Source organism: Hwangdonia sp. (assembly GCF_048381975.1).
In the GTDB taxonomy this organism is placed as follows: domain Bacteria; phylum Bacteroidota; class Bacteroidia; order Flavobacteriales; family Flavobacteriaceae; genus Hwangdonia; species Hwangdonia seohaensis.
In genome coordinates this window covers 270,725-297,091 of the sequence record NZ_JBLWYT010000005.1, presented here as the reverse complement: position 1 = coordinate 297,091, position 26,367 = coordinate 270,725, and the positions used below count along the sequence as shown (strand labels likewise).

The 26,367-nt window shown below is 36.4% G+C and carries 13 protein-coding genes; 7 read left to right on the top strand and 6 right to left on the bottom strand.

The window, feature by feature from the left end:
- The first annotated feature begins 144 nt into the window (after positions 1 to 144).
- Positions 145 to 816: an RNA polymerase sigma factor gene (locus tag ACN5J7_RS11320; RefSeq protein ID WP_418603977.1), complete on the top strand. Its 672-nt coding sequence runs from the start codon at positions 145 to 147 to the stop codon at positions 814 to 816.
- Between the two features lie 79 nt (positions 817 to 895).
- Here ACN5J7_RS11320 and ACN5J7_RS11315 read toward each other — a convergent pair whose 3' ends face one another.
- Complete coding sequence (locus ACN5J7_RS11315; protein WP_311938032.1) at positions 896 to 1,894, bottom strand: metal-dependent hydrolase; 999 nt, start codon at positions 1,892 to 1,894, stop codon at positions 896 to 898.
- 237 nt (positions 1,895 to 2,131) lie between these two features.
- Between ACN5J7_RS11315 and ACN5J7_RS11310 the strand changes: the two genes are divergently transcribed.
- From ACN5J7_RS11310 to ACN5J7_RS11285, 6 genes are all read left to right on the top strand, one after another.
- Positions 2,132 to 2,578 (top strand): hypothetical protein, encoded by a 447-nt coding sequence (locus ACN5J7_RS11310; protein ID WP_311938033.1) that lies wholly within the window; start codon positions 2,132 to 2,134, stop codon positions 2,576 to 2,578.
- A 284-nt stretch (positions 2,579 to 2,862) separates the two neighbouring features.
- The gene (locus ACN5J7_RS11305) at positions 2,863 to 4,194 is read left to right on the top strand and encodes a hypothetical protein (protein WP_418603976.1); all 1,332 of its coding nucleotides are present in this window, start codon (positions 2,863 to 2,865) and stop codon (positions 4,192 to 4,194) included.
- Positions 4,195 to 4,337: 143 nt separating this feature from the next.
- Entirely contained in the window at positions 4,338 to 5,777 is a 1,440-nt protein-coding gene (locus tag ACN5J7_RS11300; RefSeq protein ID WP_418603975.1) for a gliding motility-associated C-terminal domain-containing protein, read from the top strand.
- A gap of 1 nt (position 5,778) precedes the next feature.
- Complete coding sequence (locus ACN5J7_RS11295) at positions 5,779 to 8,148, top strand: PorP/SprF family type IX secretion system membrane protein (protein ID WP_418603974.1); 2,370 nt, start codon at positions 5,779 to 5,781, stop codon at positions 8,146 to 8,148.
- A 413-nt stretch (positions 8,149 to 8,561) separates the two neighbouring features.
- Positions 8,562 to 18,257, top strand: a complete 9,696-nt coding sequence (locus ACN5J7_RS11290) for a T9SS type B sorting domain-containing protein (RefSeq protein WP_418603973.1) — start codon at positions 8,562 to 8,564, stop codon at positions 18,255 to 18,257.
- A gap of 20 nt (positions 18,258 to 18,277) precedes the next feature.
- Complete coding sequence (locus ACN5J7_RS11285) at positions 18,278 to 19,276, top strand: type IX secretion system membrane protein PorP/SprF (RefSeq protein WP_418603972.1); 999 nt, start codon at positions 18,278 to 18,280, stop codon at positions 19,274 to 19,276.
- Here the strand turns inward: ACN5J7_RS11285 and ACN5J7_RS11280 are convergent.
- From ACN5J7_RS11280 to ACN5J7_RS11260, 5 genes are read right to left on the bottom strand one after another with little or no spacing between them, the layout of a single operon-like run.
- Complete coding sequence (locus ACN5J7_RS11280; RefSeq protein ID WP_418603971.1) at positions 19,273 to 20,001, bottom strand: 4'-phosphopantetheinyl transferase family protein; 729 nt, start codon at positions 19,999 to 20,001, stop codon at positions 19,273 to 19,275. The two genes, ACN5J7_RS11285 and ACN5J7_RS11280, sit on opposite strands and share 4 nt — an antisense overlap.
- A 17-nt stretch (positions 20,002 to 20,018) precedes the next feature.
- Complete coding sequence (locus ACN5J7_RS11275; protein ID WP_418603970.1) at positions 20,019 to 21,368, bottom strand: phosphopantetheine-binding protein; 1,350 nt, start codon at positions 21,366 to 21,368, stop codon at positions 20,019 to 20,021.
- Positions 21,365 to 22,156, bottom strand: coding sequence for a hypothetical protein (locus ACN5J7_RS11270; protein ID WP_418603969.1), 792 nt, complete (start codon positions 22,154 to 22,156; stop codon positions 21,365 to 21,367). The genes ACN5J7_RS11275 and ACN5J7_RS11270 overlap by 4 nt, the downstream gene beginning before the upstream one ends.
- 6 nt (positions 22,157 to 22,162) lie before the next feature.
- Positions 22,163 to 25,084, bottom strand: coding sequence for a non-ribosomal peptide synthetase (locus ACN5J7_RS11265; RefSeq protein WP_418603968.1), 2,922 nt, complete (start codon positions 25,082 to 25,084; stop codon positions 22,163 to 22,165).
- A gap of 23 nt (positions 25,085 to 25,107) precedes the next feature.
- Entirely contained in the window at positions 25,108 to 26,307 is a 1,200-nt protein-coding gene (locus tag ACN5J7_RS11260) for a HupE/UreJ family protein (RefSeq protein ID WP_418603967.1), read from the bottom strand.
- Positions 26,308 to 26,367: the final 60 nt, after the last annotated feature.

Below are 26,367 nucleotides of genomic sequence, written 5' to 3'. Positions count from 1 at the left end.
AAGTTATAGGATATTAAAAATTAAAACTTCAGTGAATTCTTCAAACCCGTAAGGTTTTGTTTCTTTAGATGAGATTCTTAAAAAAAGGTTACAAATACTGTAACCTTAAAAAGAAATTTGCATCCAATAAGAAATTATATAGATATGAAAGGCAACCCAACAATCAAAATTGAACTTAATGAAGCTTTGATCATTGAGAAAGTACTAGATGGGGAAATAGAATTATTTGAGATACTTTTACGCCGTTATAATGAGTTGTTGTTTAGAACAATAAGAAGCTATGTTGATGTTGAAACCGATGTAGAAGACATTATGCAAGACACTTATATCAAGGCATTTGAGAAATTGTACCAATTTAATAATAACGCTATGTTTTCTACTTGGTTAATACGAATAGGCATAAATGAGGCCTTACAGAAAAAAAGAAAGAGTTCAAAATATAAAACTGTTGCTTTGCAACAAGACGATTATGTTTTACAAATTGAAGACCGGACAATTATGAACCCTGAACACAAAGCTATGTATAAAGAATCCTCCTGTTTTATGGAAAAAGCCATTGATACACTTCCAGAAAAATATAAAATAGTATTTATGCTTAAAGAGGTTGAAGGGCTAGCCATTTCTGATATATCAAAATGTTTAAACTTGAGTAATAGTAATGTTAAAGTTCGTTTACATAGAGCAAGGAAAATGCTTCAAAATTCCATTTTGAGCTTAACCGATTACATGAATATTTTTGAGTTTGGTAACTCTAAATGTGATAGGATTGTGAATAACGTTATGGAGTATATCCATAAAACGTATCCTAGATTTTAGGATATTTGTTTATGTGCTAGTACCAAATATATAGCGGCTTTCTTGTTTTTAGACATGAACATTGAAAAAATTAGCACCATCAATTCCCTTTTAAGCGCACCCACAAATCGGCTAATAGTTTTTTTCCATCGCGCTTGTTTTTTTCTTGTTCTATAAATTGAACATCGCCAAATTCGTCTACTCGAATTTCATACTGAAATACAAAATCTTGGGCGTTTGGTGTCATGCTTAAAAGCCCAAACCGTAAGTCGTTATAAAATAATTTATTGTTTTTTTTGGTGATGGTGTACCAACCTTCAGAAACAGCAATCATCTGTTTAACCTTTTCGTTGTCAATAAGTTTTCCCAGTAACTCATGATTTTTTTTATAAGTTTCAAAAGTGATGGGTTGTGTGTCAAAAAAAGAATAATTACCCAACAAATAAGCATTATTGGTATCAACATTTACGCTCCAAAGTATGGTGTTAAGCGGTGATGGTCTGGTGTCTATTTGTTGATAGCTTATGCCTTGGTTTAGTAGCGCATCTTCAAACTCTCTAAACGCTGCCCATTTTAAAACAAAGGTCAAAGCCAAATATGTGGTACTGATAATTAAACCGATATTATTGTAATAGCGCCGTTTTTTGGAGGTTTTTTTCTGGAACATTGCCAAAATTAAAAACACTAAAAACGGCAAGGTGTAAAGAGGATCGATTACAAAAATGGTTTTAAACGCCAACCGCAAGTCAAAAGGCCAAAATAGTTGTGTGCCCCAAGTGGTGTGGGCATCTAAAATGGAATGCGTTAAAAATCCCCAAAAAAATAACCAAGACCAGCCTTTAAATTTTTTATAGGTTTCAAACCTAGAAACCAGCCACCCAAAAAGCGGTGCAAAAAGTACGGCAAACGCAACGGAGTGTGTAAACCCACGGTGGATAGACAGCGCCGTTACGGTATCTGTAAAGTGGGATGCGAAAATGTCTAAATCTGGAATAGTGCCGGCAATGGCACCATATAAAACAGCTTTATTGCCTACTTTTTTTCCTAATATGGCTTCGCCAACGGCAGCCCCTAATACTATTTGTGTTAATGAATCCATGTTGTTTGCAAAAATAGACTTTGCAAAGCAATTATAAAATCTTAAATAGTTTTGATAATGGGTTTATACAGTATCAGTTTTACTTTCAGGTATTTACTAAATCTAAATAGGGTTTTTGCACCATTTCAAATCACATTTTATCTTTTGAGTGAAAAAATATTATTAAAAAATCGATAAAACGCTTGTTTTTTACGATTAATTACATAAATTTGTGGTTTGAACCCCTAAATCTTCGACATGAAAATAAGAATTATATTAATAAGTTTTAGCTTTTTTTTAGTTACAGGCCTTAGTTTTGCTCAGAAAAATAAAGCTCCAAAAAGCATTATAAGCGATAAAGTTTCTATTAAAAAATATCATACTAAAGAAGATCTTGAGCGCATGCAAAAAGGACAATTGCTGGATTTATACGTCGAGCGAATAGAAAGCCTTGTTAAGTTGCTGCCTTATATTGCATTTGCAACTAAGCCGGGTGTAACCATGACTTCCTTGGGAATCCCAAACGATAAAGATAACCGATCGGCACTGGACGATCAATTCGAAGCCACTAAAAGCTTTTTAGAAACAAATGGTGAATTCCAACGGCGCATTTTGCCTTACTCGGATACAACAAATCTTGTCGCTGCTATTTTGTTTTATGAAGAAACCATGAAATCCTTACATGAATATAGCGAGTTTCATTAATAATTAATTTCAACAATTAGTTGTTTTTTTAGTTTGTTTTAAAATTTAGGAATAATATAATAGACGAAAGTCATATTATTTTATTCCTTTTTTCATTCAAAAAAGTGAATTTACCCTATTATTTTAAATCTAATTAAAGTGCATTTCATCGATGAAATCATAAATATATTATATAATTTTATGTATTTTATCGTGAAAATTGGTATTTCATGGATTTTTTATTATATATTTGAACGTTATATAATAGGAAATCTAATTTGTTTTTCCAACATAAAATATTAATTATGAAAAACTTTATTCAATTGCTTTGCATATGTCTTTTATTTACAGGCAGTGTTTTTGGGCAACAAGAAAAGGGGATAATAGGTACCGATAATTGGTTATACAATTGGACGGAGTTTAACCCCAAATCGCAAAACCACGGCGAGCCTAACCAAATATTAGCCGGTAATATTACGGAAGACACCAAGTTGTCTAAACGTAACGTATACCTTTTGTCTGGAAGTGTTTTTATTACAAACAACGCAACACTTACCATAGAACCAGGAACGGTAATAATTGGTGATTATCAATCTAAAGCATCCCTTACTATTACTAAAGGTGCAAAAATAATTGCCGATGGCATTGAAACAGATCCTATTATATTTACCTCAAACAGAAGCGTTAAAAGAGCCGGTGATTGGGGAGGCATTATAATTCTTGGAGATGCGCCAACAACAAAATTTGGAAGTGGCTCGGTAGCGTCATATTATCCTAAACTTGATGCAACAACCTATGCTAATTCAAATTATGGAGGGGAAAACTTAGCCAGTAATTCTGGAATTTTAAGGTATGTAAGAATTGAATATGCAGGAAAACGAATTAATAACGATGGGTATTTTAACGGACTTCTGCTGGCAAGTGTAGGCAATGAAACCGTTTTGGAAAATATAATGATAAGCCATTGTGCCGGTAACTCGTTTGAAATTTTGGGTGGGGAAACCTATTTGCACAAAGCCGTGTCATACAAATCTAACAGTAACGACTTTAAATTTAATTTTGGTGCAAAGTGCATGCTATCAAACTCTTTGGCCATTCGGTCGCCTTACGTGTCAAACAGCGCCGGAGCACGATGTTTATTGATTAATTCTTATGATAATAAAGAAGAAATCGATTTTTCTAAACAAGGAACCACCGTTGTTGCAAAAAATTTAACCTTAATAACAGATACCGACGATTTAACATCAGCCATTCAGCAAGGTTTGGTAAAAGAGGCTGTATATGTTGGGCACAATGCATCGCTTGAAATGAATAAAAGTGTTATTTCTGGGTTTAATCCAGCGGTTTTATTTGAAGATAAAATTAAGGTAAATCAAGAAAATTTAGAGAAAATCAAATTTACCGATATGTATTTTAACAATTGCAATGGAAACATTTTTGTTGAAAACAATATGAATAATGAAGATTTGGAAAACTGGTATGGAAATTCTGCTTTTTTTAATGTGTATTCTAAAAGTGATAACTCTGAAACATTTATTGATTTGAATAACAAACGACGTCCAGATTATAGACTCAGAATAAATAAAATAATAGCTTCAAACGAAATAGACCCAGATTTAAAGCGCGTAGACAATTAGAAGTGTAATTTAATAGGATTTAAAAACACCCTGTTTTGATATGCTAAGGCATTATTTTAATTGAATCAACAATTATAAAACAGGTAAATTAAATTCTATAGCCCCAAAGATGATTGTTTCTCTTCTAACGAAAATAATGTCAAATGAAGAATTTTACTATTACCTACATAGTTGTTTTTTTTATGCTCTCAATACCTAAAACCATGGCTGCTCAGGTGGTTATTAGTACCCCAAGTTTAGGTTTTAGTCAAGCTTGTGCAAGTGCTTCATTTAATACTTATAATATTAGTTTTGCTTTTTCACCTGAAGGCAATTTAGGTTCAACCAATCAATTTATAATCGAACTTTCAGATGCTTCGGGAGCGTTTTCAAATGCCACCGTAGTTTATACGACTGCACAAGGCGCGGTTACAACATCGCCGGCAACCTTAAGTTTTTCATTGCCAACAGATACTGCTGGCCAATCCTATAAAGTTAGAGTTAAAAGCACGGCACCAGCTGCTACAAGTACGGGGTCTGTGTCTTTTCCTGCCTATTATAAAATTCAAGACACGCCATTTTCAATCAATAATTTAATTGAAACAGGTGTGTATTGTTCTGGTGGCAGTTATTTGTTAACTATTGATAATCCGGGAACCGGCGACAACGATTCGCCGTTGCAATACCCATCGCTCACTTTTAATTGGTACAAAGAAACCAGTCCAACTACATCGGTTTTTGTAGCTTCCGGTAATACATTGTCGGTTAATCAACCGGGAACGTATTTTGCCGAAACCAATTACGGGTCGTGTACGTCCAACTCGTTTTCAAACCGGGTTACGGTAAGCGAATCTACTACAAATGGCACCTCTACCATTAATTCCAGTTTAGGCAATCCGTATTGTGCCAGCCAAGGCTCTACAACTTTAAGTGCCATAAATGGAGTGAGTTACCAGTGGTATAAAGATGGTGTTGAAATTTCTGGAGCTACAAATCAAATGTATGAAACGAATGAGACTGGGGCTTTTTCAGTTGAAATTGATTTAGGCGATTGTAGCACGAGTGCCTCCATAGATTTAGACGGAATTGGTTTTACAAGCGAAATTGATGTTACGGAAGTGAATATGATTGAAGATGGAGAAACCTTAACGGCAACGGTAACCACAACAGCTAGTTCACCTGAGTTTAAATGGTATTTTAATGATACATTAATAACTGGTGCCACTGCCAATAGTTATGAGGCCACTAAAACAGGAAATTATAAGGTTGAAATTACACAAACCGTAGGCTGTGATACTACTAAGGAGTTTCAATTTTCTGTTCAAACGGCCTTTCCCAATGTTTCCGATATTCCTAATTTAATAAGTCCCAATGGCGATGGGATAAACGATACTTGGGTTATTCCTCAAGAGTATGTAAATGGAGCAAATGCTATGGTAACTATATTAAGTGCACAAGGGGAAATTATACTTCAAACAAATAATTACTTAAACAATTGGCCAGAAAACCAATTGGATTTTAAAAGTGTAAATCCCGTTTATTACTACGTTATAACCACTTCAGATAATAAAACTAAAAAAGGCTCGATAACAGTTGTTAAATAGTATGAAAAAATGGCTATTACATATCGTTTTGTTTTTCTGTATAACACAACTGTTTTATGCTCAGGAAGATGGCGTTGTCGCGTTTGATGTGCCTTCGAGAAATTCCTTGAAATTCAATAAATACACCATTAACCCAACATTTAGTTTTGTTAGAGAGCAAAATAAATACATAACCTTTTACAACAAAAGGCAATGGGTACAGTTTGATGATGCCCCATTAACCTATTTAGCAAGTTATGCCGGCAGGTTTCGGGAAAATATGGGGATTGGTGTCGGTGTGTTTCAGCAAGATTACGGGGTGTTAACTACCTTTGGCGGTATTTTAAACTTTGCCTACAATGCGGCACTTAATACCGATAGCAATTTAACCTTCGGTATGAATCTTGGGTTTTACAAAAGCGGTATAAACGAAGGCAGGGTTAACACAAACTTTCCGGATCCATCCTTGGAAAACATTCCATCAAATTCGATAATTACCATAAACCCAGGAATAAACTACGGTACGGCGTTTGTAGATTTTGGTGTTTCCGTTAAAAATGCGGTTGCATATAATTTACTAACCTCTGAAATGATTGAAGACAATCCAGAGCAAAGTATTCAAGGTCATTTTATGTACACGGGTTATATAAATAGTCGCGGTTTTTTTGATGAAAGCAAATTTTCAGGATTATTGCGTTCCGAGTTTAAAAAAGACCAAACCATCATTTCAGGGCTTGTTATGCTAACCGTTCCCAAAGGTATTTGGGCGCAAGCTGGTTATAGTAGTTTTTATGGGGTTTCAGGCGGATTGGGATTAAACATCACTTCGCAAATCGCCATTGAATATAACTATGAAAAAGCCATAGGCGATGTGTCAGCTTTTGGTAATTCGCATGAAATTACCTTGGCCTACAAATTCAAAAACCAAGAACGTTATAACTATAGTGGTGACGATGAGGAGCAAGCGCTGTTGTCTACAACAAAGAAGCGAAAAGTGTTGGCCAAAAACAGTACCACTCCTAAATTGACAGAAGAAGAAAGACGCATAGCTAAAGAAGAAGCACAAGCAAGAATAGAAGCAAGACGATTGGCAGCAACAGCCAAAGCCGAAGAAAGACAACTGGCAGCGCAACAAAGACAGACTAAAACAGAGCCGGAAGCCCAAACAATAACCGATGAGGAGGTTAAAAATGAATTGGATGAAAATGCTGAAATCGAGGCACAGAACAAGGCTAATGAAGTAAGGTTGAAGTTAGAAGAGGCGAATAGACTAAAAGCGGAAGAAGCCACACGATTAAAATTAGAGGAAGAGGCTAAAGCAAAAATTGCGGCTGAGACCAAGGCTAAGGCCGAAGCAGAAGAATTGGCTAAAATTGCACAAGCCGAAGAAGATGCAAGTTTGGAGGCAGAGAAAAACGCCCAAGCTGAAGCCGAAGAAAAAGCTAAAGAACAAGAAAGATTACAAGCTGTGCAAAAATCAGATACGGTACAATTAAACGGTGTTATGGTCCCTACAGCTAATGATAGAGAAGCTTTGGCCATGCAAAACCTTGCCGAATTAACAAAGACTTCAAAAATTGAGCAGCAGGATTTATTAACGCGTTTAGGAGCTACTGTTGATAGTAAGAATCAAGATCTTAAAGATTTAAAAGAAGAAAACGATTTAAGCGAACAAGGTATTTACAAAGCGCCAAAACCGTTTAAAAGTGTATCGGCAGAAAACGCCAAAATAGAATCTTTAAAAGATGAGATTGATAATGTTATTGAATCTCAAAATCAAAAAATAGCCCAATTGGAAATTTTATATAATGAAAGACTTAAAACGGTCAATGATAAAAATGATGAAACCAATGTCTTTTATTTTAAAGCCATTCAAGATTTAAAAACGGAACAAATGCAGGCTTTAAATACTAAAGAAAGGTTGCTATCTACTTTAGAAACGATTAAAGTCGCCACAGAAATAGAAAGAAAAAGAAGGATTAAACGTGCGGCTTACGATAATGAAGAAGACCGATATTTAAAGGATAGAGCAGCATTAAATCAAATAAAACAATTTACACCAGTAGGCTCAGAGCCTTTGGCACCAGAAGATTTTGACTCTGGAGAAGCGCACAGTAGCAGCATACAAATTGTTAAGGATGTTAAAAATACCGAAAGCGGATATTATGTTGTACTTGGTGTGCATAGCACTGTGGCAAAAAGAGATGAGTTTTTAAGAAAAGCGGTTGCGGCAGGACAAGCAAATATTGATTTCTTCTTTGATGTAAATACCAGTAAATACTATATTTATTATCAAAAGTTTGATGATATTGAATCGGCTAGAAATGCCATGTCATTAAAAGGAAGCGAGCCATACAACCACAATATGTCTATGGTTAAAGTTGAAAACTAACAACGTTGAAAATAGCTTTAATCCTATCAAATTGGCCCGAGCTTTGGTTGAATTTGGATAAAAGTTATTTGTGTTTTATTAAGAACTGCTGCTTTTTACTGATATGAATAAACGTAAATAGTTCATTTTTTTTGAAATTTGGAAGTCGTTTACTAAAAATAGTGTATATAAAATATTACAAAATATTATTTTTTTTAAGTTTAAAGTAGCAATTCAACGATAAAATGCTTAATTTATTGTATATCATGCTAGTGGTTTAAAAAATTTTAACGATATTTATCCCGTTTAAAAACATTAAATTTAGACGAAATACACTTTAGGTAATATTGTACTTACTTTAGTGATTTAAAAACAGCTAAAATTATTTCTTTTTTATTCCCCCAAGTAAAACAGAAATTTAAACTTAACCGATCATGAAAAAAACTACTTATGTTAGCATTGGACTTGTAGCTATACTCCTTTTAATAAGTTTACAGGCTTTTTCTCAAAATTTTGTACCATTTGCGCCCAGGTTTAATCAGGATTTAAAAGGTGATATAGTTTTGATTGGTAACAATATTTTAGGTCCAGACAATAACGCATTTAACGACAACTCTACATACAACCATAGGGTTAATATGCAATATATTGATATTGATGGCGATGCCTCAACATTTAGTTCCTCTAGTGCAGATTTAGAAATCCCAGATCCTAGTTGTTATAACATTATTCATGCTGGGCTATATTGGAGTGCTGTTAACAGTGGTTCAGAACCGATTACGGATATAAAATTTAAAGGACCATCGGGTAGCTATAACGACGTTGTTGGAACTGTTATCTTTAATGCCAACGGGACTTCTGTTGACGGTGGTAATAGTTTTCCATATGCTTGTTATGCAGATGTTACTGGTATTGTTACTGGTTTGGCTACAAATATAGGTACGTATACCGTTGCCAATGTGTCGAGTGCCGAAGGGCGTACGGCTTCTGACAGACCTTATAATGGTACAGGACATTCAGCAGGATGGTCATTATTTATTGTTTATGAAAACCCTACATTACCCGGCAAATCAATTACCAGTTTTGATGGTTTTAGTGCTATAAGTGTTGCCGGGGGAAATCCAACTTTGGATGTTCCTGTTTCTGGATTTAGAACCGTTCCTGCTCCAACACCGGTTAGAGCGAATTTTGCATTTGCAGCTTTAGAAGGCGATAGCCCAATCCTGGGTGATCAGTTGTTGCTTAACGGTGTAAACCTTTCAACTGCAGATAGGCCTGCTACCAATTTTTTTAATAGCTCGGTTACACAATTAAGTGCATTGCCCGTAAATAATAGAAACCCCAATAGTACAAATACTTTAGGTTTTGATACGGGTGTCATGGTTGTTCCTAACCCAGGAAACACAGTAATAGCTAATAATGCCACTTCGGCAACGGTTCGTTTAGAAACTAGTGGCGATACTTATTTTCCTTATTTCTATGCTTTAGCAGTCGATATAATTGAACCAAACATAGTTCTCACTAAAATAGTTGAGGACGCTTTAGGGAATGATATTGGTGGCCAGTTAGTTAGTCTTGGCGATGAACTAAATTACGTCATTGGTTTTCAGAATACAGGAAATGATAATGCTACAAGCCTTATAATTAGAGATATACTTCCTATAAATGTTGTTTTTAATTATCCTGCAGATTTAGGGATGTTGCCCCCAGGAGTGAGTGTGCAAAATTATGATTCTACTACCAGAGAAATAATTTTTGAAGTTGATAACTCAGTTGTCGAAGTAAATGACCCTGTACAGGAAATTCGTTTTAAAGTAACCGTTGTTCAAACCTGTAGCTTATTAAATGATGCTTGCGATAATATTATTAGTAATCAAGCATTTGCAACATACAACGGAACGTTAAACCCATCTTTCACCATATCAGATGACCCCAGTTTTAACACCAACGCAGGTTGTTTGTTAAACACTTCGGCTACTAATTTTTTAGCTGATATTGACTGTGCGTTTACTGAAGAAGTTATACTTTGTGGAGCAAGTACCGTACTAACGGCCGGTGATGGTTACGATTCGTATTCGTGGTCTACAAGCCCAACGGGAACACCGGTAATTGGGAATACCCAATCAATAACCGTTACCACCACAGGAACTTACTATGTTCAAAATACGGCAGCGGCACCGTGCCAATCCATCGATCAAGAATTTGAAGTGATTACTTTTGGAGCAGGGGTAACCAACCCATTGATTCCGTTTGCAGATCAAGTGGTAGTTTGTCCGAATGATGGTAAAGAATTGCCCAATTTCTTTTTATGTGGGGCAGGTGATACGCGAGATATTCAAACCAATATTACCGATACCTCTTCAATTATTTGGGAGCGATTGGACGAAACAAGTTGTGCGGCTGTTGCCAATCAAGATTGCGCCAACGAAGACCCAGGCTGTACTTGGAATCAAGTTGCAACGGGACCAAATTATCTCATAGATACGGCTGGTCAATACCGATTAACCTTAAATTATACTGGTGGTTGTTTCAATCAGTTTTATTTTAATGTATATACCAATTTACTGGTTCCAACGGTATCGTCGCGAGATATTTTTTGTACCACGCCAGGTGAGATTGTTGTAGGCGGTGTACCTAGTGGTTACGAGTATAGTATTGATGGCACTAATTACCAAGCCAGTAATACTTTTTCTGTAACAACTCCAAATATCTATTCGGTTTATATAAGACAGATTGGTGTATCTCCAAATCCGTGTATTTTTACGGTACCAGATGTTCAAATCCGCGAACGCAATTTTACGGTTTCAACCATAATTGAGCAACCTTATTGTAATGGCGAATTGGGCAGCGTGGTATTGGCGGCCAATGATGTTCGTCCACAATATTTCTATTCAATTTATGATGGTGCTACTTTGGTGAATAGTGTGGGCCCAATCAATGATGATAACTATACATTTTCAAACCTAAACCCAGGGATTTATACCGTAAATGTTTCTACTGAAGATGGCTGTACTTTTACTGATGATATTGAAATTATAAATCCACCCTTATTGGAAGCAACGGCGGCATTAACGCAACCATTAACCTGTACTGACGGTGAGATAACGGTTTATCCAGTAGGAGGAACACCACCATATTTTTATTTTGTAAATAGCACGACGGTCTTTCAAACAACTCCGATAATTCCGGTAACAAGCGCAGGCGTTTATAACATTACGGTTGTAGATTCCAACAACTGTTCAGCAGATACTTCAATAACTGTTGACGCCACTCCGGCACCAGATTTTAACGTGACTAAAACGGATATTTTATGTGCGGATGAATTGAATTCTGGTTCAATTGATATCAACGTAACCAATCCTAACGGAAATAGTTTACGATACAGTATAGATAATGGCACAACGTTTTTTAACTCGCCAATTTTCACAGGACTTACCGCTGGAAATTACGATGTTGTTGTAGAATATACTTTCGGAACAGACGTATGTTTATCAGCTCCACAACCTATTGCCATTATATCTGCAACAGCTATTTCAGGAACGGCAACCTTAACTACACCCTATACTTGTACAACCAATGGTGTGATTACCGTTTCTGGAGTTTCTGGAGGAAACCCACCGTACACCTATAGTCTTGATGGTTTTACCTTTCAAGCAGGAACCACTTTTTCTGGACTGACCGATGGGACTTACACAGTAACTATTCAAGATGCCAATAACTGTACATTTGTTACAGCTCCAATTACTATCGACCCGTTAAATCCGCCAACCGATTTAACATTTAGCAATACACCATTAAGTTGCCCTGCAATTACAACAGATGTGACCATTACTGGAACCACGGGTGGAACTTTACCATTAGAATATCAAATAATAGCACCAGCAGTTTCGGCTACAGCATATCAATCTTCTAATGTGTTTTCTGGATTAGTACCAGGCACATATACATTTCAAGTAAGGGATGCTAATGATTGTGTTTATTCCGAAAACTATACAATCAACGATTTACCACCCTTAAGTATCGTTGCCCAAACCACTAGTGATGTTAGTTGTTTTGGAGGAGCCGATGGCGCTATACAATATAACGTATCCGGCACAACAAATTTTAATTATACCATTAACGGTGGTGCGTCGCAGGCAGGAACGTCTCCAATTAACCTAACAGGCCTTAGTTCGGGTACTTACAACATCGTTATTACCGATAATGATACTAATTGTACGGCTACAGCATCGGCAACCGTGGGAAGCCCAACTGCTGCATTAACATTATCGACAGCAACATCTCCCATTACATGTAATGAGGATGGTAGTGTGCGATTAACCTCTACAGGAGGTTGGGGCGGAAATACCTTTACAGTGACCCAACCCGACGCCACTTCTGCACCAACATCTGGAGGAGGAGTGTTCTCTGGTTTAACGCAAACGGGAACTTATACCGCTACCGTAACCGATGCAAATGGTTGTGTAGCTACAACAACATTTGTTTTAAATCCTTATATAGCGCCAACCGCAAGTATTGCCACATCCTCGAATCTTTGCTACAACAGCACTTCTGGTGCCAGTCTTGAGGTTACTGCTTCGGGAGGACAAACACCTTACCAATACAGTATTAACGGTGGTGCTTTTGTAAGCACGAATATCTTTACTGATTTAACACCTGATTCCTATGTGATTACGGTTAGGGATGCTTATGGTTGTGATGTTGTTTTACCGGCACAAATCATAGCTCCTCAGTTAAACTTAAATACGGTTTTAAACAAGGGCTTGGACTGTACGGCCACACCAGATGCTCAGATTACGGGTACTTTCTCTGGGGGTTATGCACCCTATACTTATGCCGTCTCATTTAATGGTGGTGCTTATGCGTCTTTAGGTGCAACAGGTTCGCCATTTAATTATAATACAAATACAGATGGAACCTATCAATTCAGAGTGACCGATGCTCAAGGCTGTACCGCATTTTCGGCGGTAGAAACCGTGAACGCTATTTCGTTACCTGAAATTACTTCGTTAACTCCGACAGAGCCTTTATGTTATGGCGATTCCAGCGGATCTATTAATGTGGTAATTAATAATTCTGTGGGCACCCCACCTTTTACCATTAATGTGTTCAATAATACCACAGGAACAGATTACGGTACACAAACAAGCAGTTTGCCTTCGGGCGATTACACGGTTACCTTAACCGATGCCAATTCTTGTACGGACATTGAAACTGTTACAATTTCAGAGCCAAATCCAATTGCTTTCGATTTAACTAAAGTGGATATTACATGTAACAACCCAGGTGGGTCAAGTTTGGGGTCTATTACGGTTGAAAACGTTACGGGCGGAACGGCACCTTTTACCTATTTTATAACAAATAATTTTGGTGATGTTATTCCGGGTAACCCGTATTCAGCGGTTTCCAATGAGAACCACACCTTTAATATCATCAATTTTGGTACATATACCATAAACGTTGTTGATGCCAATGGCTGTAGTTTATCGCAGCAAATCGTTATTGCATCTCCACCTTCGGATTTATTAATTGATGTGGCCACCGTTGTACCAGATTGTACTTCTGGCGGTACTGCTGTTGTGCAGGCTATTTCTGTAGTAGGGAGTGGTAGTTACGAATTTGCCATTTTGGAATTTAATACGTCGCCATACGCCTTACCTGCTTCTTATTTACCACCAGATGTACCTGGAGGTGATACAAGAACTTTTACCAACTTAACACCGGGTGTTGTTTACACCTTTGTGGTGCACGATCTTGTAACGGATTGTTACTATGTGAAATCTGCCGATGCGGCCATTGACCCAGCCTCACCTTTAACATCATCCGTTATTCCAAATAATGTGGTTTGTTTAGGGGAAGATAATGGAAGCGTAACTTTTACAATTGATAATTTTGACAGCACAACCACTTCAGTTGATTATGCAATTTATAGGGCTTTTACCAATGTGCTTATTGATGGGCCAACCAATGTACCGGTTACTTTCGGCGTTCCGGAAACCGTTACAACACCAGCTTCCGGAACATTATCTATAGGGCAATATTATATTGTTTTTACCGAAAACGGTACGGGTGCATTTAACGGCTGTGAAACTGCTTCAGCCATATTTGAAATTAATGAATCTTCTGTCGATTTAGATATTACAGCATCTGTAGATACCAATGCAAACTGTAATCCAAGTTCAGGCGTAATTAGTGCAATAGCTACTCATGGTACGGCACCGTATCTCTATCAAATTACAACATCGGTAGTACCGCCATTGGCAACGGATCCTTCGTGGGCATCGGCTAGTACTTTTAATGTAAATGCCGGTACCTATTACGTACATGTTATAGATGCTTATGGCTGTATCAGATCGACTAGTGCTTTAGTTATGCCTACGGATCCTGAACCTGTAATTACTGCAGTAAACAGCAACGCTTGTACGGCAACTGAGGGTAATTTTGAAATTGATGTTGCATTAACAACATCGGGCGTAGCTCCGTATAGCTTTAGTATTGATGGCGGTGCATTTCAAGTACGTACTGCACCATTTACCCTATCTGGATTATCGTCTGGTTCGCATACTGTTGAAGTTAGAGATGCCAATGGTTGTGGTAATCTGGTAACTTTAGATATTGAAGCACCCCTTGGTATATCAACAGCTATAACGGCCTTACCTACCTGTGCTATCGACGATGGCGAGATTACTGTAACTGGTGCCGGTGGTAGTGGCAGTTACACCAACAGTATTAGCCCAAGCCCTGCTACCATTGTGCTTGTTGGCAATACGTTTACTGGGGTGCCAGCGGGAACCTATACCATTACCATTACAGATACCGTTACAGGTTGTACCAATACAACAACTGTAAGCTTAGATGCTGCAACACCTGTAACATTCGATGCTCCTACTATAACCGATGTTACCTGTAATGGCGGAAGTGATGGTCTTTTTCAGGTGAATTTATCACCTTCGAACGACAATCCTGTTTACACTTATCAAATAATTGCTGGCCCAACGACAACGGCGGTACAAAATTCTAATGTTTTTACAGGCTTGACAGCGGGAACTTACACGGTTGAAGTCAACTCAGGTAGAGGTTGTACAAATACACAGGATATTACAATAGCAGAACCTCCAGTATTGACTGCCTCGGGAAGCGCAATAGCTTTTGCTTGTGCAGCAGATAATTCGGTTAATCCATCCACCCTTACCATTACAGCAACGGGTGGTACCGCACCATATACCTACAGTATTGATGGAACCAATTACTTAAGTTCTAACACCTTTGAGATAATAGATACAAATGCCGTACAAAACATTACATTTTATGTAAAAGACAATAACGGTTGCGATACTACGGGATCGGTAGTTATAAACCCGCTAATACCCATAACCAGTACATTTACAGGCACACCAGTGGATTGTAATGCAACTGGTACGGTTACCATTAACGCCACGGGAGGCTCAGGTAATTTTGAATACCGATTATTGCCTAGTGGAGTTGCTCAAGTATCCAATGTATTCTCTATTACATCTCCGGGTGATTATTATTTTGAGATTACCGATACAACCACCGGATGCTATATTACAACAGCAGCTTACAGCGTGGCACCTTACGATACGGCGACAATAGCCTTAACGCCAACAGCTCCGGTAACCTGTTTTGGTGATAACTCAGGCGCCTTTGAATTGCTTGTAAATGGATACTCAGGGAACTATACATATACTGTATTGGATAGCTTTGGTACTCCAGTTCCTGCTTTTACTAACATACCTGCCAATACCTCAACAAACCCGATAAGTGTTACCGGTATGGCAGCAGGAAGTTATTCAGTGGAAATTACAGAAACCGATAGTCCATTCTGTACTGCTTCAGGAAGTGTAATAATAAACTCTCCAGCGGCAGCTTTAAGCTTATCTGCTTCGGAAACATCCAACGTAACCTGTGGTGATAATAGTGGCACAATCACAGCAACTGCAAGCGGTGGTTGGGGCACATACGAATATGAATTAACAGGCGCTGCAACGGTGGCATATTCTTCAAACGGAACGTTTAACAATTTATCAGCCGGTAATTATACGGTCAATGTAAGAGATGCCGGAGGCTGTATAGTTTCCAACAGTGTATCATTAGTTGTTCCACCTCCAATCACGGCAACGGCAACAGCAAATACACCGTTATTATCTTGTTTCGGAGATTCAAACGGAACGATAACCGTAAGCGCTGTGAGTGGCGGACAAGGAGGTAATTATTCATATACATTGAATATGATTGCGCCAACGGTAAGTACTTCTGGACCGCAATCGTCAAACGTATTCAACGGATTGGTTGCCGGTACTTATAATGTTGAAGTTACCGATGCTTATAATTGTACATTCACGTCCGCTGATATTGTTATCACCGAACCCACATTAGTACAATCCAGTTTAGTGGCAGCAACCACCACCACATGTACAACCGATGCCTCATTGACCTTAAGCGCAACGGGAGGCACAGGAACCTATGAGTATAGTAACGATGCTACTTTTGCAACGGTTTTAGGCACCTTTGCCTCATCGATAACCATTAATGGTGTAACGCCGGGAACCTATCAATATTACGTAAGAGATGCTAATGGCTGTGTGTCTAGTGTATCGAACGAAATAACCATCGATCCATTACCAGCATTATTGGTGAATTTAGATACTACCAATGCCACTATCAATTGTGCTGCCGACAGTACCGGCGTTATTATTGCAACTGCCGAAGGTGGTTTGGGCAGTTATGTATATACCTTGCAAGATGGTACGGGAACGGATATTACTCCAGCGCCCGTGCAAACCAGCCCTGGTGTATTTACCGATTTACCGGTTGGAACCTATCAGGTACAGGTTGATAGTGGCGATTGCTTAACTGTAAGCGCGCAAACTACCATTACTGAGCCAATAGCACCCTTAGTTGCTAACTTTACGGTAACCGATGTAACTTGTACGGGAAGTAACAATGGTGTGATGGAAATTACGGCATCGGGTGGAACAGGTATTATAAAATATGCGATTTCTCCGCAATTGAACCAGTTTTTTGAAACACCACGATTTGAAGATTTAGCACCGGGAACTTATCAGGCGATTGCTCAAGATGAATTAGGCTGTTATGTTATTTTGGATTTTACAGTTAGCGAACCTCTACCGGTGATGCTAACCATAGTACCAAACTCCATTATTCCCGAGGTTTGTAATGGTGATTTAGATGGTGAATTCAGTATTGATATTTCTGGAGGAACTCTGCCATACAGCGTGAGTTTAGATGATATTAATGGCACGTATACACCAGGAACCTTAACCCAAACCCAGTTCGATTTTACAGGATTGGCCGGTGGCGATCACGTAGTTTACGTTCGTGATGCACAAGGTTGCGAATCTGAATGGAACATCACATTCCCACCATCGGTTTTAATAGACCCCATGGTTGCGGTGGATTTTGGTTGTACCAATAATTTATCGACCAATACCGTTACGGTAACCGTTGATGCGAGTGTTAACCCATCAGAGTTAGATTATTCACTTAACGGCGGCGCCTATCAAACCAGCAATGTGTTTAATGATGTGCCTCCGGGATTAAACCATTTTATAGACGTTAGGCACACCAATGGCTGTATCCAAAGAACCGATACTTTTGATATTGCAGCTTACGATCCTTTAACATTGACTTTAGAAGATGGCGCACTAAACGAAATTGTAGCAATAGCTTCCGGCGGTACGGGCGATTACGAATTTACCTTGAATGGTGAATCTTACGGAAGCACCAATACGTTCCTGATTTACGCATCTGGAGATTACACCGTTACGGTAACCGATAGCAATGGTTGTTTTGCCTCTGTTACGCGATTTTTTGAATATGTTGATGTGTGCATACCTAATTATTTCACGCCTAATAATGATGGAAATCAAGACGAATGGGGACCAGGCTGTACAGACCAGTACAGAGACATGACCTTTGATATTTTTGATAGATACGGTCGTAAAGTAGCCACTTTGCGTGCAGGAGAAAAATGGGACGGAAAATACAATAGCAAAGAGCTTCCTACGGGAGATTACTGGTATGTTGTAAGGCTTAATGATACTAAAGACAATCGAGAATTTGTTGGCCACTTTACACTGTACAGATAAAACCCTCAAAAAATAATAAAATGAAAAAATCAATCATATATCTTCTTTTTATTGCTGTAACAGTTAGTTACGGTCAAGAATTGAATTTACCAGTTTTTACTCAATATTTGGCAGATAATGAGTTTGTAATATCGCCTGCGTATGCTGGTATTGGCGATAATTTAAAAATCAGGGCCAACGGATTAACACAATGGGTTGGTATAAAAGGCGCGCCCGATAACCAATCGGTTTATGCCGACTTTAGAATTGCCGATCGCTCGGGTATTGGTGTGTCTTTGTATAATGACAGAAACGGAAACACGATTCAAACCGGGGCCAAATTCTCGTTTGCCCATCACTTGGTTTTAGATTATTATTCGAAACAATATTTATCGTTCGGTATTTCGTATAACTTAAATAATTTTAGAATTGACATTAATAATTTTACAAATTATGACTCAAGCGGAAACCCAATTCCACCTTCAAATATAACAGACGATAGGCGCACATCAAACCACAATTTCGATGTGAGTGCTCTCTACAGGTATAAAGGCTTCTTTTTAAGTTTTAATGCCAATAATATTTTAGACAAAAACATTGATAAAGACATTAGAAAATTGGAGCCAAATCTCATTTCAAACTATCAGCTTTATTCAGGATTTACCTTTCGAGGGCCTAAAAAAAGTGGATTGGAATACGAACCTTCTGTATTTTATCAACTGTTTAGTAGCGATAAGCGTTCTGCAACCGATTTGAATTTTAAGTTTAGAAAATACAATAAAAACGATGATTATTATTGGGCAGGACTATCTTATCGATTTCTTAACGACCAATTTTTAAAACCATTAAATGTTGGGCCAATGGCCGGGTTTAAAAAGCAACAGTTTTATTTCGCTTATGCCTACCAAGTAACCATTAACGATTTGGCACGATTTAATTCGGGTACACACGTGGTTACCATTGGGATAGACTTTTTACAGGGTATTAGCAATTGCCCGTGTACACAAAGTGCCGTACGTAAATCACTTAGTTATGATTAGTCATTGTTAAAACTAAAATATTCAACTGTTTTTATATCGCCTTTAATTGAAATGGCGCCCAAATAATCTGGTTGATGTGAAAATGTAAAAAGCTTCCATTGGTGTTTTTCTGCGGCATCCCATTTGGTTTCTAACAATTCGGTTTTTTTATCTGAATTTATGCAAACTGAAAAGGAATCCAACGGAAACGAAAGACCCTTGGCTTTCGCTTTTATAAAAGATTCTTTTCGTGTCCAGCATCGGTAAAAGTATTCAACCTGTTTTTCTTTAGGAACTTTTTTTAAAGTTTCAATTTCTAGGGTTGAAAAGAAATTTGAAGCGATTTCAAAAACATCAAAATTATCTTTAATCTTTTCAATATCAACGCCAATATCAAATTCTTTTACAAAACTGAGCGCGAGTATATCCCCGGAATGTGATATATTGAATTTTAAGTTTGTATTGAAACTAAAATCTGGTTTTCCATATTTCCCATAATCAAACGTAATAGCTCTGGCATCTATATTTAAATACCTTTCAGAAAGCAAACGCAAAGCGCCTTTGGTAATGATATAGCATCTTTTGTCTTTATGAAATTTATATTTGCTTGCGCGCTTTTTTTCATCTTCAGATAACAAATAATAATATTTGTTAATAGCATCTTCATCTTTATCATCAAAGTTAACCAACCATGTATGAATAATATTTGGTTTTAGATTAACGAAGTGTTTTGTTGGCGATGACATATTTTAAAAAAGTACTTTTATTCTACCAAAGCATCTTCAATTTTTTTAGATACAAAGGCAATATCTGGTTCTTTAAAAAGAGTTCTGTGATTTCCTTTAGTATAAGAAAGTTTAAGATTACCATTGGTAATTTTTTCCCAAGAATCGATAATAACTTTTTGTAAAGATTGATGGGGTTTTTCGGTTAATATCAAAGAAATATCTCCTTGATTAGGTTTAAATTCATAAGCTAAACATATTTGCCTTAAATTTTTTTGTAGATTTTCTAAATCTCGGGTGTTTTCATTTCCAAAATATTTTGCTATAATAGGTTTAATACGCCATAACCTGTCTTCAAAATAATGCTTTATACTTACAATAGGGCTTTTTAAGAAACGAATTATAAACGATTTTATACGGGCTTTTAGTCGAAGGGGAGTATTTAAAGTCCAAGGTGATGCCATGGTATCCATTACAATAATATTAGCCTTATGCCCAAGTTTGGTAAACTGAATAGCCATTTCATTACCAACGGTTACACTAAAACAATACACTAATATATTATATGGGCCTTCTGTTTGTACTGAACGAATTTCGTTCATGTAATCCATAGCCATATCTTCAATGTTTTTATGCATGGTATCTCCGCCACCGTAAAGTCCAGAAGGTTCTAAGGCATAAATAGGTCTATTCGGTTTCATATATTTAGCCAAAAGATTGTAAAAGACAACGTGTCCTCCTCCAGAATGTATACAAAAAAGAGGTTTTTTTGCCCCTTCTTCTCTTAATGGCACTAAATATTTTAATTTCTTCTTTTCTACCTTAGTTTGAGATTTTGAGAAGTGTTTACCCAACTCAGAAATTGTTTGATGCTCAAATAATTGATTAGCGGTTAATTGTATTCCTAATTTACGTGCTTTTGCTATAATTTGAATACTTAATATAGAATCCCCACCAATTTCAAAAAAATTATCTTGTGTGCTAATAGGAGAAAAAGCTAAAACGTGCTCCCATATTTTAACCAGTTTTTCTTCAATTTCGGTTACTGGCTCTTCAACACTTACTGTGTTTTTTTCTTTCGCGCCGTTAATTTTAGTTTTTAACAATTCTCTTTTATCAACTTTTCCATTTGGAAGTAAAGGAGTTTTTTCTATTGCGAGAAAAGAAGCAGGCATCATGTAATCTGGAAGCTTGTTTTTTAAATGTGTTTTTAAACCAGCTGTATCAAGAGCGCCATCAACTTCTAAATATGCTACTATTTTTTTTTGCTTGTCCGGGTTAAATCCATTGGTTTCTTTCTCAATAAAGTTTTTGATTTTTATTGTGAGGAGTTTGCGTTCGCTATCAGAAAGTTGCTCTAATTTATATTTTAATTTTTCTTCTGTCATTTTATAGCTTTAATTACAACTATGGTATTTGCCCACCAAGTATCATGTACATCTTCTGGTATTTCTAAAGGAATTACTTTAATTGTAAACGATGAAAAATGATTAAGAAGTAATTTTTGATGTTCCCTACTTAAAGAATCAATCTCATTTGAAAAATAAGTAAATGCCCCACCCGGTTTTAAATGTTTTGCAGCGAGCGAGAAGAAATGTTCTGCAAAGGTGACACTTCCATTTACATATTGCATATACTCATCATCATTTAACGGATAGGTGTGGAACAGTATGCCATCAAACACATCCAAAGCATCAATTGTATCTTGCCATAAACCTGGAACTAGGTTAATTTTTTTTGCAGCATGTTTTTCTTTAAATTGTTTAAAATAGGTGTTTATAACATCGTTATTGCACTCTATGGCCGTGTACGTATTGATAGGGAAGTTAAGAATCATTTCTGCCGAAATACCTCTGCCAAAACCAATCTCTAAAATATCACCGCCACCCTCTGCAATTGCTTTAGCCATTTCTTGCATTAATGGAATTTGCCAATCTTCCATTATTTCTTGGGCCTCCATTATTTTTTGTTCCCTATCAGCGCTTAAAGGCTGCGACAATGATCCAGGTACAAAATGCTTAGTTTGGGTGTCAAGTATTTTTAAATCACCAACAAATTCTTTTAATGCTCTATTAAGTACTGCGTTTCTTTGAATATTATTTGGTGGGCGTATAAAATTATCATCATTTATAGTGAGAATAATTTCAAATTCTTTTGAGCGTTTAATTTTTTTCATAACGTTTTAATGTTCTATTTGATTTAGCAAGTATTCTTTTTCTTCAGTGCTCAGTGAGTTTATTGAAGAAAAAATGGCACTTAAATCATCATCGTTCATTTTTTTTAAAACATCAACCAAATTATTTACAGACATGATTTCGTTTGAATTTTTAAAATCTGAATTATCATCAACAAGCACAATGGCATTTTTAATGGAGGTATTATAAGATTTAATAACGTTTTCAATTTCATTTAATTCCACTCTAAATCCTCTAATTTTTATTTGTTGATCGGCTCTTCCCAAAAACTCGATATTTCCATCATTGGTGTATTTTCCCAGATCGCCTGTTTTATAGAGTTTTTCCGAAGGATTAAAAGGATTTTTAATAAAAACCTTATTGCAGAGTTCAGGTCTGTTCAAATAGCCGTTGGCAAGTCCGCTGCCTCCAACATATATTTCACCAACACTTCCAAATGGAACGAGTTTAAGATGCTCATCCATCAAATAAATTTTAGCGCCGGCAACAGGTTTCCCAATTGGAATGGTTTGATTGTTTGCGTTTTTTATTTGATGTGCCATGCACCAAACAGTTGCTTCGGTTGGTCCGTACTCGTTATATAATTTTACATTGGTAAACTTGTTAAAATGTATAGCAGCAAGTTTAGGGTGGCAAGTTTCTCCGGCAACTATTATGGTTTTTAAAGATAGTAGTTTTTCATCATCCGCATATTCAAGAATTAGCTTATAAAGCGATGGTAACATAAGGGTGTGGCTAATGGCTTGTTCTTTAATGATGTTTCCAATTTTATCAATATCCTGTTCTATTCGTTTTTCTGCAATCACTAAATTTCCGGCAGTACAAAGAGTCCAAAAAATACCGGCTTTTGAGCTATCAAAGGAAATAGAGGACATCAATAAAAAAGCAGTTGGGTTTTCATTATAATAATCCAATCTGCCAGCCGTAGAATTTATAATGTTTTTGTGGGTAATGGGTACGCCTTTTGGCTGTCCTGTGCTACCTGAAGTATAAATTATATAAGCTAAATCTGTATCTTTTGTGTCCGATGGTTTCTTGTTATCGGTACTTGTTGGTTCATTTAATTTTTCAATGTGAAGCTGCTTGATTTTATGTGCATCAAATAAATGAGAGAAACTTTGTTGCGTTATTACGGTGCTGACTTTAGCATCGTTAAGCATAAAATTAATACGCTGTTCTGGGTATTCTGGATCAATGGGTAAATATGCACAGCCCGATTTTAAAATAGCAAGCATACCAACTATCATATCAACGGATTTATCAATACATAGCCCAACAATTTCGTTTGTTGTTTTTATTTCGTTCAACAAATAACCGGCAACTAAATTGGCTCTGTTGTTTAATGTTTTATAAGAAATAGAATGACCATTGTAAGTTACCGCCGTGTTATTGGCGTGCAAAGAGCTAATGTTTTCAATAATGTTATGAACTCCTTTGAATTTTGAAAAACGATTTGAAACACTTTTTTCTTGATTTAAGAAAAACTCTTTTTCCACAACGGGAAGCATAGGTAGCTCTAAAATACTTTGATCGGGTTTTGAAACTATACCAGTTATAAGTGATTTAAAATAATTTTGAAAACGTTTAATGGTTTTTTCTTGGAATAAATCGGTTGAGTATTCGAATGTGGAACTTAAATATCCGTTTTCTTCGGCAATAAAGAGGGTTAAATCGAATTTAGAAACTTTAGTGTCCAATATTTTATGTGTTACCTTTAAGTCATTACTAAAAACAGGTAGTTTTAATTCTGTAGAAAATACAAACATGACTTGAAAAAATGGGTTTATGGCTAAAGTCCTCTCCATTTTCAATTCTTTAACTAATACATTAAAAGGCATGTTTTTGTTTGCAAATGCTTCCAAGGTATTTTCACGTACTTTAATAACCAAGTCTTTAAAAGACATTGAGGGGTCTACCCTCGTTCTTAAAACAATTGTATCAATAAAAAAACCAATGATGTTTTCTAATTCTTTTAGATCTCTATTTGTAATTGGCGAACCAATTAAAATATCCTTTTGCCCACTATACCTGTATAAGAAAACGTAATATATAGAAAGCATAAGCACATAAGGCGTGGTTTCCAATTGTTTTGCAAGAGCCAAAAGATTGCTAGATTCTGTTTTACTGTATTTTTGTGTAAAAGATGCGGCCCCATTAAATGTTGGGTGTATAGGTCTGGTAAAATCTGTTGGCAAATTTAAAACAGGTAGGTCTCCTGAAAGTTTGTTTTTCCAATAGTTAAGGTTGTTCTTATTAATTTTGGCTTTACTTTGCCAATATGCATAATCGGTGTATTGAAGCTCCCGTTTTTTATTAAAATGGTTGCTATCTAAACTTAATGCTCTGTAATAACTTGCAAGATCTTCTATAAAAACCCTCATGGACCATTCGTCGGTAGCAATATGGTGAAGTGTTATTTGAAGGATATAATTTGTGGCATTTGTTTTAACAAGTGCAACGCGAACTAAAGGGATTTTGGTTAGATCGAAATATTTTTTAGCACCAGCTTCTATGATTTTTTCAGACTCACTTTTTTTATCTTCTTTTGTAAGTTTGCTTAAATCATGGATTGCAATATCTAATTCGGGATTAAAATCGATGTTTTGAAAAACAACCCCATCTTCTATATGGTACGTAGATCTCAATATGTCATGGTCGTTGTAAACTCTTTTTAAACTTTCAATAAGAACGCCCTCAAGAAGCTCACCATCAAAACTATAAGTTTCAGAATAATTGTAAAATGCATTTTTAGGATACATTTGTTGTAAAAACCAAAGCCTTTGCTGTCCGTGTGACAAAGGGATTTTTAAACCGACGGGCGCTTTTTCAATGGGGTTTATGGAAAGATTGTATTTATCCCTATTTTTCCATCTGTCAAGCAATGATATTTTTTGAGATTCTTTTTTCATCTATAATATTATTTGAGCAGAGGTTATCTCAATCCTAGAGAAACAGCGATTTCATAGGTCCAAGATGTTATTAGTTCGTCTAACATTAAATTAATATCAAACACGCGTTCTATAAACCAATATAGAGAAATAACTATTAATACGATTGATATATATACCAAAAGCTTTGGGTAAAGTTGTAATTTTCTCAAAAGGAATAGCACAGGAAATATTACTGCAATAATAGCAATTTGACCTATTTCAACACCAACATTAAACCCTAGTAAAGATAGGGTTAAAAACTCGTTTGTTAAACCAAGATCACTCAAAACACTAGCGAAACCAAAACCGTGAAACAATCCAAAAATAAATGCGATAACCCAGTCTTTCATTTTAAAAATAGGCCTTATGTTATGATACGCCGCTAATCCAATTGAAAAAGCAATGATTGATTCTACCAACCGAGAAGGAAGGTTAACTATTTCTAAAGACGCTAGGGTTAAAGTGATGGTGTGTGCTACTGTAAAGAACGTCACTACTTTAATAATATAGATAAATGCCGATTTAAAGGTCTTAACAGGTTCCCAATTAAAAGCACGATGCGTTTCAAGGTTGTTTTTTCGCCTTCTTACCACAGACGGAAGTATAAGCGCCAATAAAAATAATATATGGTCTAAACCAATCCAAATATGCCAAACACCTTGTTTAACCATGGCATAAAAACCATTCCAAATAGACGATTTGGTCAGGTCCATGGTATCTTGTGTTTTGTTGGGCGAAAAGTCCAAAGTAATATTGGCTTCCTCATTTATAACGCCATCACGCCAATTATATTCTGTAATTAAATACCCCCGGTGGGTATTGTCTTTATCGAAAATTGCGCTATATTTTACGTTTAAATTTTTAGGTAAATTTTTGGTGTTTTCCAAGTGAAAGTAAACTTGAACAAAATAGCCCAAATTAAATTCGAAAATTCCCGTATCTTCTAAAATAATGTTATGATTCCCCAAATCTGATGAAAAAGATGTATTGCTTAAAAGGTACGCTTTTATATCATCTATAAAGGGTTCGACGTCCCCTAGTGTAACTCCATCTTTAAAATCGGTACCAAATACTTTGTTAACTTCCCGTATGTTTATTTCAAATCTTCCATGAATATCATCCGTTTCATAAATGCGTAAAAAAATATAACTTTGATTGGGTATGTGTGCCAAGGCAAATAAAGGCAGGAAAAAAAGTATCAAGAGAAAATGAGTCTTTTTCCTTAAAAAAGAGTATTTCATAGAATTTTTTTAGAGAGCACG

Excerpts from the sequence above, each read along its gene's own strand:
- ACN5J7_RS11295 (WP_418603974.1), top strand. The coding sequence starts at position 5,779 with ATGAAAAAATGGCTATTACATATCGTTTTGTTTTTCTGTATAACACAA.
- ACN5J7_RS11270 (WP_418603969.1), bottom strand. The coding sequence starts at position 22,156 with ATGAAAAAAATTAAACGCTCAAAAGAATTTGAAATTATTCTCACTATA.
- ACN5J7_RS11300 (WP_418603975.1), top strand. The coding sequence starts at position 4,338 with ATGAAGAATTTTACTATTACCTACATAGTTGTTTTTTTTATGCTCTCA.
- ACN5J7_RS11280 (WP_418603971.1), bottom strand. The coding sequence starts at position 20,001 with ATGTCATCGCCAACAAAACACTTCGTTAATCTAAAACCAAATATTATT.
- ACN5J7_RS11275 (WP_418603970.1), bottom strand. The coding sequence starts at position 21,368 with ATGACAGAAGAAAAATTAAAATATAAATTAGAGCAACTTTCTGATAGC.
- ACN5J7_RS11310 (WP_311938033.1), top strand. The coding sequence starts at position 2,132 with ATGAAAATAAGAATTATATTAATAAGTTTTAGCTTTTTTTTAGTTACA.
- ACN5J7_RS11305 (WP_418603976.1), top strand. The coding sequence starts at position 2,863 with ATGAAAAACTTTATTCAATTGCTTTGCATATGTCTTTTATTTACAGGC.
- ACN5J7_RS11265 (WP_418603968.1), bottom strand. The coding sequence starts at position 25,084 with ATGAAAAAAGAATCTCAAAAAATATCATTGCTTGACAGATGGAAAAAT.
- ACN5J7_RS11320 (WP_418603977.1), top strand. The coding sequence starts at position 145 with ATGAAAGGCAACCCAACAATCAAAATTGAACTTAATGAAGCTTTGATC.
- ACN5J7_RS11315 (WP_311938032.1), bottom strand. The coding sequence starts at position 1,894 with ATGGATTCATTAACACAAATAGTATTAGGGGCTGCCGTTGGCGAAGCC.
- ACN5J7_RS11285 (WP_418603972.1), top strand. The coding sequence starts at position 18,278 with ATGAAAAAATCAATCATATATCTTCTTTTTATTGCTGTAACAGTTAGT.
- ACN5J7_RS11290 (WP_418603973.1), top strand. The coding sequence starts at position 8,562 with ATGAAAAAAACTACTTATGTTAGCATTGGACTTGTAGCTATACTCCTT.